Annotated in this window: 18 protein-coding genes; 15 read left to right on the top strand and 3 right to left on the bottom strand. The window is 57.4% G+C overall.

All coding sequences use genetic code 11. The features are described from left to right. Window positions 1-2 precede the first annotated feature (2 nt). Both E3Z29_RS20985 and E3Z29_RS20980 read left to right on the top strand, forming a co-directional pair. Window positions 3-752 carry a phage minor tail protein L gene (locus E3Z29_RS20985; protein WP_134786825.1) on the top strand — a complete coding sequence of 250 codons (750 nt, stop codon included), beginning with the start codon at window positions 3-5 and terminating at the stop codon, window positions 750-752. 1 nt (window position 753) lies between these two features. Then, window positions 754-1,533: a C40 family peptidase gene (locus E3Z29_RS20980; protein ID WP_134786824.1), complete on the top strand. Its 780-nt coding sequence runs from the start codon at window positions 754-756 to the stop codon at window positions 1,531-1,533. A gap of 124 nt (window positions 1,534-1,657) precedes the next feature. Here the strand turns inward: E3Z29_RS20980 and E3Z29_RS20975 are convergent, their stop codons facing one another. Then, the gene (locus E3Z29_RS20975) at window positions 1,658-2,059 is read right to left on the bottom strand and encodes an HIRAN domain-containing protein (protein WP_134786823.1); all 402 of its coding nucleotides are present in this window, start codon (window positions 2,057-2,059) and stop codon (window positions 1,658-1,660) included. 99 nt (window positions 2,060-2,158) lie between these two features. Here E3Z29_RS20975 and E3Z29_RS20970 point away from each other — a divergent pair, with 99 nt between their 5' ends. The 10 genes from E3Z29_RS20970 to E3Z29_RS20925 are packed head-to-tail and all read left to right on the top strand — an operon-like array spanning window position 2,159 to window position 9,913. Continuing rightward, window positions 2,159-2,581 (top strand): hypothetical protein, encoded by a 423-nt coding sequence (locus E3Z29_RS20970; protein ID WP_134786822.1) that lies wholly within the window; start codon window positions 2,159-2,161, stop codon window positions 2,579-2,581. 43 nt (window positions 2,582-2,624) lie between these two features. Beyond that, window positions 2,625-3,233 carry a tail assembly protein gene (locus E3Z29_RS20965; protein ID WP_134786821.1) on the top strand — a complete coding sequence of 203 codons (609 nt, stop codon included), beginning with the start codon at window positions 2,625-2,627 and terminating at the stop codon, window positions 3,231-3,233. A gap of 58 nt (window positions 3,234-3,291) precedes the next feature. Then, entirely contained in the window at window positions 3,292-6,567 is a 3,276-nt protein-coding gene (locus E3Z29_RS20960) for a host specificity protein J (protein ID WP_134786820.1), read from the top strand. Window positions 6,568-6,570: 3 nt separating this feature from the next. Next, window positions 6,571-6,927 carry a hypothetical protein gene (locus E3Z29_RS20955; protein ID WP_134786819.1) on the top strand — a complete coding sequence of 119 codons (357 nt, stop codon included), beginning with the start codon at window positions 6,571-6,573 and terminating at the stop codon, window positions 6,925-6,927. Further along, window positions 6,924-7,586 (top strand): hypothetical protein, encoded by a 663-nt coding sequence (locus E3Z29_RS20950; RefSeq protein WP_134786818.1) that lies wholly within the window; start codon window positions 6,924-6,926, stop codon window positions 7,584-7,586. The genes E3Z29_RS20955 and E3Z29_RS20950 overlap by 4 nt, the downstream gene beginning before the upstream one ends. Window positions 7,587-7,611: 25 nt before the next feature. Then, window positions 7,612-8,211: a phage tail protein gene (locus E3Z29_RS20945; RefSeq protein ID WP_134786817.1), complete on the top strand. Its 600-nt coding sequence runs from the start codon at window positions 7,612-7,614 to the stop codon at window positions 8,209-8,211. A gap of 19 nt (window positions 8,212-8,230) precedes the next feature. Further along, window positions 8,231-8,566 carry a hypothetical protein gene (locus E3Z29_RS20940; RefSeq protein ID WP_134786816.1) on the top strand — a complete coding sequence of 112 codons (336 nt, stop codon included), beginning with the start codon at window positions 8,231-8,233 and terminating at the stop codon, window positions 8,564-8,566. Further along, a complete protein-coding gene (locus E3Z29_RS20935) occupies window positions 8,563-8,928 on the top strand; it encodes a phage tail protein (RefSeq protein ID WP_134786815.1) in 366 nt (121 codons plus the stop codon). Before E3Z29_RS20940 ends, E3Z29_RS20935 begins: the two co-directional genes overlap by 4 nt. Window positions 8,929-8,987: 59 nt before the next feature. Continuing rightward, a complete protein-coding gene (locus E3Z29_RS20930) occupies window positions 8,988-9,410 on the top strand; it encodes a cell wall hydrolase (RefSeq protein ID WP_134786814.1) in 423 nt (140 codons plus the stop codon). Next, window positions 9,410-9,913 (top strand): lysis system i-spanin subunit Rz, encoded by a 504-nt coding sequence (locus tag E3Z29_RS20925; RefSeq protein WP_134786813.1) that lies wholly within the window; start codon window positions 9,410-9,412, stop codon window positions 9,911-9,913. Before E3Z29_RS20930 ends, E3Z29_RS20925 begins: the two co-directional genes overlap by 1 nt. On the opposite strand, the gene E3Z29_RS20920 is transcribed toward E3Z29_RS20925, so the two are convergent. After that, window positions 9,889-10,278: a hypothetical protein gene (locus tag E3Z29_RS20920; protein ID WP_134786812.1), complete on the bottom strand. Its 390-nt coding sequence runs from the start codon at window positions 10,276-10,278 to the stop codon at window positions 9,889-9,891. The two genes, E3Z29_RS20925 and E3Z29_RS20920, sit on opposite strands and share 25 nt — an antisense overlap. 818 nt (window positions 10,279-11,096) lie before the next feature. Here E3Z29_RS20920 and E3Z29_RS20915 point away from each other — a divergent pair. After that, on the top strand, window positions 11,097-11,552 hold the full coding sequence (locus tag E3Z29_RS20915) for a DUF2214 family protein (protein WP_098964639.1): 456 nt from the start codon (window positions 11,097-11,099) through the stop codon (window positions 11,550-11,552). Between the two features lie 224 nt (window positions 11,553-11,776). Here the strand turns inward: E3Z29_RS20915 and csrA are convergent, their stop codons facing one another. Further along, window positions 11,777-11,971, bottom strand: a complete 195-nt coding sequence (csrA, locus tag E3Z29_RS20910) for a carbon storage regulator CsrA (RefSeq protein ID WP_003179932.1) — start codon at window positions 11,969-11,971, stop codon at window positions 11,777-11,779. 250 nt (window positions 11,972-12,221) lie between these two features. Between csrA and E3Z29_RS20905 the strand changes: the two genes are divergently transcribed. Together E3Z29_RS20905 and E3Z29_RS20900 are read left to right on the top strand one after the other, a co-directional pair. Then, entirely contained in the window at window positions 12,222-12,590 is a 369-nt protein-coding gene (locus E3Z29_RS20905; RefSeq protein ID WP_047293271.1) for a sporulation protein, read from the top strand. An 86-nt stretch (window positions 12,591-12,676) separates the two neighbouring features. Further along, window positions 12,677-13,588 carry a siderophore-interacting protein gene (locus tag E3Z29_RS20900; RefSeq protein WP_098964638.1) on the top strand — a complete coding sequence of 304 codons (912 nt, stop codon included), beginning with the start codon at window positions 12,677-12,679 and terminating at the stop codon, window positions 13,586-13,588. Window positions 13,589-13,637 lie beyond the last annotated feature (49 nt).

The raw sequence follows: 13,637 nt of genomic DNA, 5'->3' as shown, positions 1-13,637 counted from the left end.
TCATGCCGCTGATCAGTGACATTCAGGTACTTGAGCCTGGCAGCGAAGTGCTGCTCTTTGAATTGGACGGCACGGATTACGGCGCGGACGTTCTGCGCTTCCACGGGCACTCAATCCCCTACACGGCGGCCGAGTTGATCGCCGCCGGCGCCAATGCCGATCAGTTGCCGGCGAAGGCGATCTACTGGCAGGGCAACGAGTACGGCGCATGGCCGATGCAGATCGATGGCATCGAAGCGAATGGCGACGGCACAGCAGTTCGCCCAACCCTGTCGGTCGGCAACGTCAATGGGCGCATCACAGCGCTCTGTCTGGCGTTCGAGGATCTGCTCGAGTTCAAGCTGACGATGCGTCACACGCTGGGCACGTACCTGGACGCGGTGAACTTCCCGGCCGGCAACCCAACGGCAGACCCCACCCAAGAAACAATCGAGGTCTGGTACATCGACCAGAAAACGAACGAGGACGGGGAAACGGTCAGTTGGGAGTTGGCGAGCCCAGGCGATGTCGGTAACGAGTCAATCGGCCGGCAGGCTACGACGCTTTGTCACTGGTGCCTCACCGGCGGATACCGTGGGCCGAACTGTGGATACACCGGCCCGTACGTGACCAAGGACGGCATCATTACTGACAACCCTGAACTGGACGAGTGCGACGCCACATTGGGCAAGGGATGCATCCCGCGCTTCGGCGAGGGCAACCCGCTGCCATTTGGTGGTTTCCCGGCTGTTTCGCTGATCGCACGGAGCTGACATGCGCAAACACATTTTCAACGCGATCCAGGCGCACGCGGCGGCCGAGTACCCGAAAGAATGCTGCGGCCTGCTGCTGAGCATCGGTCGCAAACAGCAGTACTACCCGTGCCGCAATGTCTCGACCGAGCCGAACGAGGAATTCCGAATCAATCCGGAGGAATACGCAGCGGCCGAGGACGTCGGCGAGGTGATCGGGGTGGTGCACTCGCATCCGGACGCCACCAGCAGGCCGTCACCGCGCGACTTGGCCATGTGCGAGGCGACGGCCATGCCCTGGCACATCATCAGTTGGCCGGAGGGTGATCTGCGCACCGTCGTGCCGTCCGGTGAGGTCGCGCTGCTCAAGCGCCCATTTGTGCACGGCGCCTGGGACTGCTGGCAGGTCTGCGCTGACTGGTACAAACGCGAGTGGGGTCTAGAATTCGAATCCTTCAAGCGCTCAGACGGCTGGTGGGAGAGCAAGGACAACACCAGTTTGTACGAGGCGAACTATGAGGCCGCCGGCTTCTACCGGGTCGACCAGCCGCAACGCGGCGACATGATCGTGATGGAAGTGGGGCGCACGGTTTACCCGAACCATGCTGGGATATTCCTCGGCGCCGATCCGGCACTGCCCGGCGAGGATGCCTCGACGTTCGGCCCTGGCCCGTTCCTGCTGCACCACCTGTATGGCAGGCCGTCCGAGGTCATCGTTTTCGGTGGGCCGTGGCTCGAACGCACGCGGCTGATCCTTCGGCATAAAGACTCAAAGACCATTTCTATTGGAGCAGCGTTATGAGCAAAGTTACTTGCAGCGAAAGGAAAGACTCGAGAGGGGCCCCGGCATGGACTCTGTTGCCCGACGGTAGTTTTTCATTGGGCACAACACCGTCGAAAAACCACCATCTTGAAGAAGATCCGATCTAATCACCCGTCGGAAGATTTAGCAAAACGCCTATATTGGGTCGTTCACCAAATCCTCCGGTTAGCTTTGCACGGATCTCGAAACAGGCTTCTCCGGTAACCCCCTTTGCACGCATCTGGTTTACAAATTCCTTGGCTGCATTTTTCGGCAGGTAGCCGACCTTAAATGAATCGATATAAACAGCGCAGGCATTTTTGTCGTACGGGTTGCTGGGCTCCGTAACAATGTGTGCTTGAAGGTCATTTTCGTATGCAACTGACATGTGGTTTCGGATGTATCGTAACTCAGCTTGGTAATGTGATTCCCCGACGACGTTGAAGTTAAAATTGGTCGTTCCGTGAATCCGACCGGTTAGATTAGGAAGGTCTGCACGTTTTGGAGTTCCAGACTGTCGAGACATATTGCATTCCGCTTGCTAAGTGTGATTGGCTTTTGCGGATAATAGAGAGTGATGCAAAGCAGTGATACAGTCGGGAGAATTTCAGGAAGAGGAAGGATCATGCGAATCTGTATGGGGATTATGGTGATAGCGCTACTAACTGGGTGTTCCACCTCTCCAACTCCATCTGGTGTGGCAAAGCAGGCGCCGGCAAGTCAGTTGTCAGCTTTTCAATCAAAGCCGGTTGGTGCTTATGGCACTCTTCAAGTAATTCGGGATTCTGGGCACACCGGAAGCCTTTGTTCTATGGCGGTTTTCATCGACGGAAAACAGGCTGCCAAGCTAGACCCAGGTCAGAAAGCATCTTTCTATCTTCCACCTGATTCTGTGTCAGTTGGTGCGGCTTACACCGGATCTGGCATCTGCTCGATGGGCGCTGATCGAGTTGAGCGCGAAGCGATCGTGAAAGATGGGGTGGTCAAGAAGTACCGAGTATTCACCGGTGGTGATGGGCAGATAGACATACTTCCTACAACACTTTGAACTGACCGCCTACGGGCGGTTTTTTTATCGCCTGGAGAATGGCATGTACCATGCAGTTACCCATACCCCAATGACAAAAGTGATGCTTTCCGGCTCGCTTTCGAAGAAGTTTTTCCGCAGCAAGAAATTTTTCCTTGACGCTGGCTCTACGTCGGAAGTATTCCGCGCGCTCAACGCGACCATCGATGGTTTTTCCGAGGAAATCAAGCGGCTGGAGCGGCTTGGGCTCAACTTCGTTATTTTTAGGAACCGTGAAAATATTGGGATGGACGGATTTGATCTTGGCGGTACGCGTGAAGTTCGCATTGTCCCAGTGATTGGTGGCAGCAAGCGCGCTGGCGGTCTACAGACAATCATCGGTACGGTGATGATCGCCGCAGCATATGTGCTTTCGTTCACTCCCTTTGCCGCCGCATCCCCGTTCTTGTATGCAGCCGGTGCATCGATGGCGATCGGTGGGGTTGTGCAACTCCTCAGCCCGCAGGCAAAGGGTCTTTCTCAAAGCGCATCCGCAGAAAACGCCCCGTCCTACGCCTTCGGCAGCGCCAGGAACACCACGGCCAGCGGCAACCCGGTGCCGATCTGCATTGGCGAGCGCCGGTGGGGCGGGATGATCATCTCGGCCTCGATTCTGGCTGAAGACAAAGTGTAAGCAGGACAGCAGCACACCAACCGCCCACGAGGCGGTTTTTTATTGCCTGGAGGAAAGCATGGGCGCAGCGGAACAGATCGAGATCTACGGCGAGAAGGGCGGCAGCAGCAAGCCGAAGTCGCCGGTCGAAGCCAGCGACAGCCTGCGCTCGACCAACCTGGCAAAGCTGCTGATCGCCGTTGGCGAGGGTGAGTTCGACGCCGTACCAACTGAATACGACATCTACCTGGACAACACGCCGATCCGCGATGCCAGCGGCAACTACAACTTCCCGGGCGTGAAGTGGGATTGGCGCCCGGGCTCCGTGGATCAGACCTACATTCCGGGCATTCCGTCCGTGGAGAACGAGACGTCGTTGAACATCGAGCTGCGCAGTGATGCGCCGTGGGTTCGCTCGATCACCAACACCCAACTGTCTGCCGTGCGCATGCGTCTGGCCTGGCCAGCGCTTCAGAGCTCTGACGATCAGGGCAATATCGGCGGCTACCGGATCGAGTACGCCATCGACGTGGCCACCGACGGAGGCGCCTATCAGCAGGTGCTGGTGGACGCCGTCGACGGCAAGACCACCACGCGCTACGAGCGCTCGCGCCGAATCGATCTGCCGGACGCTACCACGGGCTGGCAGATTCGCGTGCGCCGCCTCACGCCGAACCAGAACAGCAACAAGATCGCCGACACCATGCTGGTGGCCGGTTACACCGAAGTGATCGACGCAAAGCTGCGCTACCCGAACACCGCGCTGCTCTATATCGAGTTCGACGCTGAGCAGTTCACCAACATCCCGGCCGTGACCGTGAAGTGCAAGGCCCGGCGCTGGATGGTGCCAAGCAACTACGACCCGATCCTGCGGACCTACACCGGGACGTGGGATGGTTCGATGAAGTCGGCCTGGACCAACAACCCGGCGTGGATCACCTACGGCACCTGCACTGAAGATCGTTTCGGCTTGGGCAAGCGGATCAAGCCGTGGATGGTCGACAAGTGGGAGCTATACCGGATCGCTCAGTACGCCGACCAACTGGTGCCGAACGGGCTCGGCGGTCAGGAGCCGCGCTTCCTCTGCGACATGAACCTGCAGGGCAAGGCCGATGCCTGGTCGCTGCTGCGCGACATCTCGGCAATTTACCGGGGCATGACCTACTGGGCTCAGGGCCAGCTGGTGATGCAAGCCGACATGCCGCGCGCGCAGGATTTCGACTACGTCTTCACCCGAGCCAACGTCATCGACGGGAAATTCTCGTACGGCAGCGCCTCGGCGAAGACCCGGTACACCCGTGCTCTGGTCAGCTACGACAACCCGGCCAACAACTATGACACCGACGTCATTCCGTTCGCCGACCTTGATCTGCAGCGCCGCTACGGCGACCGGCCTACAGAGCTGAGTGCCATTGGCTGCACCCGGGCCTCCGAAGCCCAGCGCCGGGGCAAGTGGGCGATCCTCAGCAACAACCAGGACCGCACCGTGTCGTTCAAGACCGGCATGGAGGGCGTCATCCCGCTGCCGGGTCATATCATCCCGGTGGCGGACTCGCTGCTGGCGGGTCGTGAAGTTGGCGGCCGGATCTCGGCGGTAGCGGTGCGGGTCATCACGCTCGATCGGGATACCCAGGCCAAGGCCGGTGACCGGCTGATCATCAACCTGCCCGGCGGGCGTGCTGAAGGTCGCACCGTGCAGAGCGTCAATGGCCGCGCCGTCACTGTAACGGTCGCCTACAGCGAGCCGCCGGTGGTGCAGCTGCAATGGGCGCTCGACGCGGATGACCTGGCGATCCCGCTTTACCGGGTGCTGCGCACCAAGCGGACCACCGAGGGTGACTACGAGATCAGCGCGTTGCAGTTCGAGCCGAGCAAGTTCGCGCACATCGACACCGGCGCACGCCTGGAAGAACGGCCGATCAGCGTGATACCGATCACCGTGGTTCCACCGCCGGCCAGCGTCACCCTGACGTCGACGTCCTCGGTTGTCCAGGGCTTATCCGTTGCCACCATGACCATCAGTTGGCCCGCCGTGGACGGCGCCGTCGGCTATGACGTGGAGTGGCGCAAGGACAGCGGCAACTGGATCAAGGTGCAGCGCACCGGGATGACCAACGTGGACGTGGTTGGCATTTACGCCGGCGCCTACGTGGCTCGCGTTCGGGCGGTGAGCGCCTTCGATATCTCGTCGATCTGGCGCAACTCGATCCTGACCAACCTCAGCGGAAAGCAGGGCCTGCCGCCGCCGGTGTCGTTTCTGACCCCGACCAGTCTTGTTTATGGCATCAGAATGGCGTGGGGCTTCCCACCAGGTGCTGAGGACACTCAGCGCACAGAAATCTGGTACAGCAAGACGACCTCGCGGGATGACGCAATCAAGCTCGGAGACTTTGCCTATCCCCAAGCCACGCATGAGATGCAGAACATACTGGCGGGGGCGAGCTTCTTCTTTTGGGCCCGCTTGGTGGACCGTATCGGAAACATCGGGCCGTGGTATCCGACTGGGATTGGAGTCAACGGGCAAGCAAGCTCAGACCAGTCTGAATACGAAGAATATTTCTCCGGACAAATTACAGACTCTGCACTTGGCAAGCATCTTGGCGATCGCATCAATCTCATTGACGGGCCGGCAGATTTGCCAGGCTCGGTCAATAACCGCATTCAGGTTGTCACTGGTGAGGTTGATGCGATCTCTGAAAAAGTTGATGGCGTATTCGCTCAGGTCAATCCGTCATTGGCGGGTGAGACCTCAGGCTTTGCGGGTTCGACTGAAGCCTTTGTAGGTGTCTGGTCTGAGCAGTCAGCGCGCATTGAGGATGGAATTGCGACAGGGAAACGAGTCGATACCGTCCAAGTTACAGTCAATAAAAATACCGCAGTTGTTCAGCAGGTCAGCCAGGCTCAGGTCGATCTGGATGGAAAGGCCTCAGCAATGTGGTCCGTGAAAATGCAGATCGATTCGAATGGTCGCTATGTTGCAGCCGGTATCGGGCTCGGCATCGAAAACGGCCCCGCCGGATTGCAAAGCCAGTTCATCGTAAGTGCCGATCGGTTTGCTGTGGTTAACACCATTACGGGCGGCCCTTTGGCTGTTCCGTTCGTAGTGCAGAACGGTCAAACGTTTATAAGTTCGGCGTTCATTGCTGACGGAACAATCACCAACGCCAAGATTGGTAGCTATATCAGTTCGACTAACTACGTTGCAGGCCAGCAGGGCTGGATTCTCAACAAGGACGGAACGTTGGAGATCAACGGCATCGTGCCAGGGCAGGGGCGACTGGTGATCAACTCACTGAATGTTTCGGTCTACGACGCCAACAACGTGCTGCGTGTTCGTCTCGGCTATTTGGGGTAATCAATGGCGCTATTTGGACTGCGTGTCTTTAACGAGAGCGGCCAGCTCGCTATGGACACCAACAGCTTCACCTACCAAGTGATCTGGCAAGGCGTGATCGACTTTAGCGGGTCGGTGCCCAGCTACACGATCAGCATTCCCGGGTTCAACCCGGCCAACTGCGTGTTCATGATCATCCCGACGCGCGCACAGGATGTGCAGTCGTCTGAAACGGACGGTCTCGGAAATTCGAAGTCCTATCCGTATGTGACTCCATCGGTTGGCCAGGTAGTTGTCCTTCCCAAAAACCCATCATCACCCGGCGGTACGACTCAGACACGAATCGTTGCCAAGGGGTATGCCATTAGGTTCGCCGCATGAGTTTTGGATTTCAAAGCATCAATGATGGTCTGCTCGTTCAGATCGATGCAGAAGCTCCCCGGCTCTGCATGTTGACCAGAGGATCGTATTCAGGGGTGGCTACGGCCACAGCTACTTTTGCCAGGGCTATTACCAGCCAAGACCCGCCGATGGTTTTCATCCGGCCAGATCAGGGCGGCCCGATTCAAGTACCGATTTCTGTCTGGTTTACGGGCGGGCCGGGCAACTGGACCGGTTTCGCGATGAATGCCTCAAAGGTCAGCGAAAATTTAAGTGGCCAGTATTTTGTCGCTGCCTGGGCGTCCATGGGCACGGCTACGTACGGTATGCGCCTTTGGGATCAGAACGGTGCACTGGTCTACGACAGCGGAGCGCCGGCGGTGGTGGTGACATACGCCGCCGGCAACTGGACGTACCTTGGAACGGAACAGCTCAGTGTTGGGCGTAGATATTTGTGGGGGATCAGTAAAAGCCTTGGGGTAGGGGAGTACGTATCCCTAAACCCATTCACGATGAACTGTCATAACGATGGTGTCGGAGGTGGGTGTGCTCTTGGAGTGGATTACGCAAACAATCGAATCATGATGTACAGCCTTGCTTTCACTGCATGGACTGATCAAGGCCACCGCCCATTCCTCTGCGCCAAATTGCTGGCCTGAATACTCAACGACATAAAGGAAAACCATGACAAAGCAGACGATCAATCTCGGCACTGCTCCTACGGGCGTGGGCGGCGATACGCCACGAAGTGCATTTACAAAAACTCAGAGTAACTTCGACGAGCTGTATATAGCGCTGGGCGCAAGCGGAAGCCCTGGAACTCTACCCACCGCACTCCCCGTTGCTCAAGGTGGTACTGGAGGGGCGACTCAGGCCGCCGCGCGCACTGGACTTGGTCTTGGGTCTGCCGCGATAGTTGATGTTGTAGGCTTGATGACCAACAGCGCAATTATTGAGAAAGGAAGTAACGCAAGCGGGAGTTGGACTAAATACTCAGACGGTACAATGATCTGTACCTTAACTTACGCGCTTGTGATCAACATAACTACCGTATACGGCGCTATATTTTATGGTGCGGTTCCTAGTCTGGCTTTTTCTCAGACATTTATTGCCACCCCGTCATTATCATATCAAGTTAAAGTCCCCGGCGGCGGTGGCTGGCTTGGACGGGATGACCTTGTAAGTACGGGTGCTACAGGAGGATCCATTGTCATATCTCCAGTTTCTCGCCCGGCCCAGAGCGTAGTCATGGACTACATCGCAGTAGGCCGCTGGAAAGCCTGATTGAATGATCGGAGAATGTATGAAGATATATTTAATACCGCAGCGCCGGGACGACACTCTTGAAGTAATCAAGAGCGGTGATGTTCTTACAGTGAACGGTGAAGTTTTTGACCTTTCGCCGATTGGGGAAGGTGACACGCTTCCGGCCGCCGCCGTAAAGTCGATTTGGTTCTGGGACAAAATTGAGCGCATCGACGGCGAGCTGATCCTGACACTGCTCTTCCCTAACCCTTGGAACTACAGCCAAGAGCAGGCTTTCCCGGTGCCGCTTGTGAACGTGCCTGATGGTCCTGTCGTTTTCCCTGCACCCTTGCCAATCACTGAAGCGGATTCGCCAGCCGAGGTCTCTCAATGAACATTGACTGGAGCCAACTCATCACCAAGGCGATGAAGGATGCGGCTATTCAGGCTGTCCAGCTGAGCGCGGCAAAGGCCGATCTTGCTGCGCGAAATGCGAAATCGGTCACTCAGATCGCCCGCATTCAAGACCGCGTCGATACGATCGGTTTCGGCATCGATATCGGTGAGGCCACCGCAGAGGACGAAGCCGAGCAGGCGGCTTTGCTGCTCACCTTGAAGGCGTGGAAAACCTACAAGTTCGAGCTGGGCAAAGTCACGGTGCAGCCAACCTGGTATCAAGCGCCAGTCTGGCCGGTTGAGCCGCCGATCCCTGAAATCATCGCCGCGCCATTGCTAGGCGAGTCAGAAATGATCTGACTTGAACTGAACACCGAAACCCGCCAGTGAGCGGGATTTTTTTTGCCCGGAGAAAAGTAATGCCTGTAACCGAGAAAGACCGCGACATCCTCGCGCGCACGCTATGGGGTGAGGCTCGCGGCGAAGGAACCGCCGGCCAGATCGCCGTGGCTTGGGCGATCAAAAACCGCGTCTTCGATGGAAAGGAAAAATCGTGGTGGGGGGAGGGCTACGCCGGTGTGTGCCAGAAGCCATACCAGTTCAGCTGCTGGAACAAAACTGACCCGAACTACCAGTTCCTGATCGGCGTGAAACAGATCCCGTTCCGCGAACTGGCGCAATGCCGAATCGCTGCTGACCAGGTGATCGACGGCAAGGTGCCAGATCCCACCAGCGGCGCCACGCATTACTACGCTACCAGCATCAAGGCACCGGCATGGTCGGCGAAGGCGAAGCAGACCCTGAAGCTGGGCGGGCACGTTTTTTTCAAGGACGTTCCGTGATGGCCGTGCCGTGTAAGTTGGTCGGAGTGTTGGCGCTGGCGCTGATCGGTGCCGGCAGCGCCTGGCAGTTTCAGGATTGGCGCTACGGGAAGCAGTTGGCCGAACAGGCACGGTTGAACGCCGAAGCCCTCAATCAGTTGACCCAAGCCGCGGCGACAGCGCAGCAGGCCGAGCAGGACAAGCGGCTGGCGCTCGAGCAGCGGCTGGCGGCCAGTGACAAAACTCACTCCGAGAAAATGACCAATGCTCAAAAACAACAGGCTCTTTTGCGCGATCGCCTTGCCACTTCTGATCTGCGGCTGTCAGTCCTCCTCGACGCAGGTTCAACCGGTGGCTGTTCAGTGCCTGCCACCGCCGGCGCCGGCGGCGTGGATCATGGCCCCGTACGAGCCGAACTTGACCCAGCGCATGCTCAACGAATTGTCGCCATCACAGACGAAGGTGACCGGGGATTGATTGCGCTTCAGGCCTGCCAAGGTTACGTCCGGTCAGTCTCACGCTGATGGGGGAAGGGGTCTTTGTATGGGCTATTGCCGCTGAGAATTCTTATCTGGGTAGTCAGCTCGCTGATGTGCCTGCCTTTCGCCATGAGCTCCCAGTTACTTTTGGTTTCGATATCAGTGGCTTTGCGGTTCGCATCGGCTGCCTCTGACTTCGCCGCTGCCAGTTGAGTGCGCAGCTGATCGCGCTCCGTTGCCGCAGCTGCATGCATCTCAACCAGTTTGTATATCTGCTCCCTGGCTTGGCGCAGTTGCAGGTTCAGTTCCTCGAATTCATTTTCGTAGAGGGCGAGCTGGTGCCGGCAGGTTTCGAGCGGCGTCGGGCAGCCGAGCCAGTCGTCGGTGTCTTCTATATAGAGGGGATCCACGGGCGCGCCTTGCTGTGTACTGTTTGGATATACAGTAATCGAGGGGCGGCGCAGTGACGAGGGTGAGGCGACGAGCTGTAGGATTTTGGATTGGTGTTCGTCGGCAGGACGCCGGGGAGGGAGCTACTACTGTAGGAAAATACAGCGCTAAGTTGTTGATTTTTATAGGTGGTAATGGCGATATTTTACCCTGCGATTTTATGTTGGTTTCCCTTTTATATCAGTAGCTTACAGTCATTCCGAAGTCACCTTGACATGGTGGGGGTCGTTGGTTCGAGTCCAATCGCGCCTACCAAACAAAATCCGCTCTGCTGGGCGGTCTAGAAGGGCTCACCGAAAGGTGGGCCCTTTTTTGTTGTCTGCGATTTGCAAAACTTTTGCAAAGCTTTTTCAAAACCCCCACCTCAGCGCACCTCTCGACACTGCATCTCTTCCGTTACCCAAGCGCTTAGCGTGTTTCGAAATAACACGACCTGCTGATATGGCGTTCTGTTCTTTTTTTGGATCCGTCTAAAAAGTGTGGATATTGAAGGGGTTACCGGTATTTTTAACCGACCGGTTATCAAAAAAATGTTGTTGCTGGTCGTGAAGTTCAGTAACATCTGCCCCGCGTTCACCACCACGGTTTATGCATTTTTAAATCCCAAGCTTCCATCAGCTGCTTGGGATTTTTTTTGCCTGCGATTTGGCGAATCCGTTTCTGTCTCTCTGTTTCCTGCGCGAAGCTTTCCAGCCCCATTGCTGTGTGCGGGCGCAACCGGCTTTTTTCGACTACTACTGACTGGCGTTTTCCAGGGCTTTCTCAAAGGAGTTCGTCGATGCTGGTTCACTGGCTTCTCGCCGCAATTCATCTCTTGGCTTTTGCACTGGGCTTCTGGGCCGTGTTGACCCGTGGCACGGCGTTCAGTCGTCTGGCCGCTGGCGTCGGTGAGGCCAAGCGGGTTTTGCTCGCTGATAATCTGTGGGGGATTGCTGCGCTGGTGCTACTGGTGACCGGTGGCATGCGCGCCTTCGGTGGCTTTGAAAAGGGCACTGACTACTATCTGCACCAGCCGCTGTTTCATTTGAAGATGACGTTGTTCGTGCTGATTCTGCTGACAGAGCTGGCGCCGATGATCACGCTGGTCAAATGGCGGATCGCATTGGCGCGGGGCAAGGCGCTCGATACCGGACGTGCAAAGCTGTTCGCGCGGATCAGCCATGTCGAGGCGCTGCTGTTGGTACTGATGATGATTGCAGCTACCGGCATGGCGCGCGGCGTGACGTTCGGCTAGCAGGGAGCAATTCCCTGTGTCCTCTCGGAAATGTCTGACAGCCAGGCTTGGCAGTCGCAGGTAGTATCGCGCTGCTGGAGAAAGGGAGGGGAGCGAATGAAGCGGAGAAGGGATGTGTCAGGCGCCGTGCCCAGTGGACTGGGGAGCGGATGGCAATACGGCGCGTGAATCTTTAGCCAGTCTTACGCGAAGGCAAATGGACTGGCTACTGACTGCGGGGTGGCTCAGGGCGTTTGTGGCTTGTCCGGGGCGGTCAGGCCAGCCTGAATGCGCTGATAGATCTCTTCACGGTGCACGGCAACGTTTTTCGGGGCGTTGATGCCGATACGGACTTGCTGACCGCTTACGCCGAGGATGGTGATCGTAATGTCATCACCAATATTTATGCTTTCACCGACTTTGCGGGTGAGTATCAGCATGGTCTTCTCCTTGATTGCTTTGTAGGGCACCTGATTCAGACAGTGCAGAGGTCGGTGGTACGTATAGATTAGTGCGAAGTCTCACGGTTTGGGTGCCTCTTTCTGACGCGCAGATGCGGCATTAATTCCCAGGGCGTAACTATACAGAGGCTGCAATCATCAATCTCGTTGTTTTGTGCCCATTTTGCGGGCCTCGCGAAGTATTTATGAATGTTAAGATCGGCGCTTTGTGATTTTCGAGGAAAGCGTTGTGCGCAAACTGGTCTGGATGGTCGCGGCACTGGCATTGGCGGGATGTGGTGAAGGCAAGAGTGTAGACGTGCAGAAGCCGAAAACGGCAGTCGCGGCCGCACCTGCGGCGGCGTCCGCCCCGCAATGGGACCTCGAAGTACGCGGCGAAACGCCTCAGGCTGTCAGTGACCTGAGTGGCTGGTTGATCGAGCATGCGTTCGTGCCGACCGTGATCAAGGACAGCAGCGGCAAGACGCGGATCCTGATTGGTCCGTTCAACTCCCAGGCCGACGCGCAAGCGCGCAAGGTAGAGGTGGATGCGGCATTGGTGAAGGCCAAGAAGCAGAACGTCGAGTCGGTGATCGTCGAGCATCCGCTCGCGCCGTAAGCAGCACTTTCAGCGGAGCGGCCTAAAGGACATCGCGGGCGATTCGTCTTATACGAGTCAATCACGATTTCCCGAAGGAGCTCCGCATGGCCTCCACCGCTCCCTACAAACTCTTCAATGCGGTTTTGCACCGCAAGACGCTGGTGAGTCCGCACATGATGCGGATCACGCTCGCCGACCCTTCGATAGGTGGCATGGCCACTTGGGCGCCGGATCAGCGGGTCAAATTGTTCTTCCCTGCTGAAGATGGATCGCCTGCAAGTCTTGCGCAGGAGGAGGGCTGGTACGCGCGTTTTCGTTCGATGCTGGCGAGCCGGCGGCCAGCAATGCGCACCTACACCATTCGTCATTTGCGCGCCGAGCAAGGCGAGGTCGATATCGATTTTGTTCTGCATGGCGAAACCGGGCCCGCGTCGCGCTGGGCGCTGCGTGCGCAGCCAGGAGCGTCTATGCAGATTCTCGCTCCTGACAGCGGTTTTTCCGCGCAGGACGCCGGCGGGTTTGAATGGAAACCGCCGCAGCTGCTCAAGGAGGTTTTGCTGGTGGCGGATGCCACGGCATTGCCGGCCGCCATGGGCATTCTTGACGAGTTGGCTGCCATGGCTGAACCGCCTCAGACTCAGGCTTACTTTGAAGTGGACAGCGCACCAGACATGCTCCCGGTGCCGGATTGGCCTGGGCTGTCGGTGCAGTGGCTGGTTCGCGATCAGACGCCAGAAGTAGTGGCTGGGGCGCTGATGGTAGAGGCAGTGCAGCAGGCGTTCCTGCCGGCAGAGGATTCATCGGTCGGGCAAGCTGCCGAACTCGCCGAAGTCGATATCGACAAAGACATTCTCTGGGAGATCGCCAACACGGCCCCTGAAGGTTTTTATGGCTGGATTGCCGGAGAAAGCGCAGCGGTCATGCGTCTGCGCAAATACTTGATCAAGGAGTGCGGTATCTCGCGCGAGTCACTCAATCTGATGGGCTACTGGCGCTACAACAAGGCTGGCAGCTAAAAACAAAAAAGGCCTCGAACATCACGTTCGAGGCCTTTTCTTTTGCGCT

Origin of the sequence: Pseudomonas sp. S150 (assembly GCF_004526365.1) — a bacterium.
Taxonomy (GTDB): Bacteria; Pseudomonadota; Gammaproteobacteria; order Pseudomonadales; family Pseudomonadaceae; genus Aquipseudomonas; species Aquipseudomonas putida_A.
The sequence above is the reverse complement of the archived record's forward strand: the minus strand, read 5'-3'. Positions and strand labels throughout refer to the sequence as shown.

Bases quoted from the DNA above. Each gene is read 5' to 3' on its own strand.
- E3Z29_RS20970 (WP_134786822.1), top strand. From the start codon at position 2,159: ATGCGAATCTGTATGGGGATTATGGTGATAGCGCTACTAACTGGGTGT.
- E3Z29_RS20960 (WP_134786820.1), top strand. From the start codon at position 3,292: ATGGGCGCAGCGGAACAGATCGAGATCTACGGCGAGAAGGGCGGCAGC.
- E3Z29_RS20935 (WP_134786815.1), top strand. From the start codon at position 8,563: ATGAACATTGACTGGAGCCAACTCATCACCAAGGCGATGAAGGATGCG.
- E3Z29_RS20945 (WP_134786817.1), top strand. From the start codon at position 7,612: ATGACAAAGCAGACGATCAATCTCGGCACTGCTCCTACGGGCGTGGGC.
- E3Z29_RS20925 (WP_134786813.1), top strand. From the start codon at position 9,410: ATGGCCGTGCCGTGTAAGTTGGTCGGAGTGTTGGCGCTGGCGCTGATC.
- E3Z29_RS20985 (WP_134786825.1), top strand. From the start codon at position 3: ATGCCGCTGATCAGTGACATTCAGGTACTTGAGCCTGGCAGCGAAGTG.
- E3Z29_RS20955 (WP_134786819.1), top strand. From the start codon at position 6,571: ATGGCGCTATTTGGACTGCGTGTCTTTAACGAGAGCGGCCAGCTCGCT.
- E3Z29_RS20950 (WP_134786818.1), top strand. From the start codon at position 6,924: ATGAGTTTTGGATTTCAAAGCATCAATGATGGTCTGCTCGTTCAGATC.
- E3Z29_RS20940 (WP_134786816.1), top strand. From the start codon at position 8,231: ATGAAGATATATTTAATACCGCAGCGCCGGGACGACACTCTTGAAGTA.
- E3Z29_RS20980 (WP_134786824.1), top strand. From the start codon at position 754: ATGCGCAAACACATTTTCAACGCGATCCAGGCGCACGCGGCGGCCGAG.
- E3Z29_RS20900 (WP_098964638.1), top strand. From the start codon at position 12,677: ATGGCCTCCACCGCTCCCTACAAACTCTTCAATGCGGTTTTGCACCGC.
- E3Z29_RS20965 (WP_134786821.1), top strand. From the start codon at position 2,625: ATGTACCATGCAGTTACCCATACCCCAATGACAAAAGTGATGCTTTCC.
- csrA (WP_003179932.1), bottom strand. From the start codon at position 11,971: ATGCTGATACTCACCCGCAAAGTCGGTGAAAGCATAAATATTGGTGAT.
- E3Z29_RS20975 (WP_134786823.1), bottom strand. From the start codon at position 2,059: ATGTCTCGACAGTCTGGAACTCCAAAACGTGCAGACCTTCCTAATCTA.
- E3Z29_RS20915 (WP_098964639.1), top strand. From the start codon at position 11,097: ATGCTGGTTCACTGGCTTCTCGCCGCAATTCATCTCTTGGCTTTTGCA.
- E3Z29_RS20930 (WP_134786814.1), top strand. From the start codon at position 8,988: ATGCCTGTAACCGAGAAAGACCGCGACATCCTCGCGCGCACGCTATGG.